Source organism: Rhodococcus xishaensis (assembly GCF_004011825.1).
GTDB lineage: Bacteria > Actinomycetota > Actinomycetes > Mycobacteriales > Mycobacteriaceae > Prescottella > Prescottella xishaensis.
Genome location: NZ_RKLO01000014.1, coordinates 1 through 1548, shown reverse-complemented (window position 1 = coordinate 1548; position 1548 = coordinate 1). Strand labels below are relative to the sequence as shown.

The 1548-nt window shown below is 65.6% G+C and carries 1 protein-coding gene; it reads left to right on the top strand.

The features are described 5' to 3' along the window. Nucleotides 1–1548, top strand: a 1548-nt coding sequence (locus EGT50_RS16880; RefSeq protein ID WP_268960701.1) for a condensation domain-containing protein, incomplete at both ends; no start/stop codon positions are given.

Here is a 1548-nt window from a genome sequence, read left to right as displayed (position 1 = left end):
TGTCCGGCGGTTCGTCGGTGATGTGTTGCCGGAGTTCATGGTTCCGGCTGTGGTGGTGGTGTTGGACGGGTTGCCGTTGACGGCGAATGGGAAGTTGGATCGGTCGGGGTTGCCGGATCCGGAGTTCGTGAGTGCGGTCGAGTATCGGGAGCCGGGGTCTGCTGATGAGCAGGTGTTGGCGGCGTTGTTCGGTGAGGTGCTCGGTGTGGGCCCAGTCGGTGTCGATGACGGGTTCTTCGATCTCGGTGGGCATTCGTTGTCGGCGACGCGGTTGGTCAGTCGTGTCCGGTCGGTGCTGGGTGTGGAGGTGCCGATTCGGGTGGTGTTCGAGGCTCCGACGGTGGCGGAGTTGGCGGCCCGGCTCGGTGAGGGGGAGCGGGTTCGGGCGGCGTTGGTGGCGCAGGAGCGTCCGGTGTCGGTGCCGTTGTCGTTCGCGCAGCGCCGGTTGTGGTTCGTGCATCGGTTCGAGGGTCCGTCGGCGACGTACAACATTCCGATGGCTGTGCGGTTGAGTGGTGTGCTCGATGTGGAGGCGTTGGTTTCCGCGGTGCGTGATGTGGTGGTCCGGCACGAGAGTCTGCGGACGGTGTTCGTGGAGGTGGACGGGTCTCCGGTGCAGCGGGTTGTCGATGCCGCTGTGCTCGAGGTGCCGGTGTCGGTGAAAGAGGTCGACGTGGTCGATGTCGACTCCGAGGTCGCTGCTGCGGCGGGGTATCGGTTCGATCTGTCGTCGCAGATTCCGGTGCGGGCGAGTGTGTTCCGGTGCGGTGCCGACGATCACGTGTTGGTGTTGGTGGTTCATCACATTGCCGGTGACGGTGGGTCGTTGGCGCCGTTGGTTCGGGATCTGGTGTCGGCGTATGCGGCGAGGAAGCAGGGCGCGGCGCCGGGGTGGGATCCGTTGCCGGTGCAGTACGCCGATTACACGTTGTGGCAGCAGCAGGTGCTGGGGGACGAGGACGATCCCGAGAGTGTGTTGTCGGGTCAGTTCGATTACTGGCGTGGTGTGTTGGAGGGGTTGCCGGATCAGGTGTCGTTGCCGGTCGATCGTCCTCGTCCGAGGGTGGCCAGCTATCGCGGTGACATGGTTCCGTTCGTGGTCGGGCCGCGGTTGAGGGTCGCGGTCGAGGAGTTGGCGCGTGGTGAGGGTGCGACGGTGTCGATGGTGCTGCAGGCCGCGTTGGCGGTGTTGTTGTCCCGGGTCGGTGCCGGTGAGGACGTTGCGATCGGGTCGCCGATCGCCGGCCGTACCGACGAGGCGCTCACGGATCTGGTGGGTTTTTTCGTCAACACGTGGGTGCTGCGGACCAGGGTCGACGGCGGCGCGTCGTTCGTGGAGATCGTGCGTCAGGTCCGCGAGCAGGCGCTGGCTGCGTATGCGAATCAGGATGCCCCGTTCGAGCGGTTGGTGGAGTTGCTCAACCCGGTCCGGTCCACGGCGCATCATCCGTTGTTCCAGGTGGCGTTGGCGTTCCAGAACAACGTGTTCCCCGACATCGACTTCCCGGGCCTGATCGCGACACCGCTGCCGGCTTCGACCGCAACCGC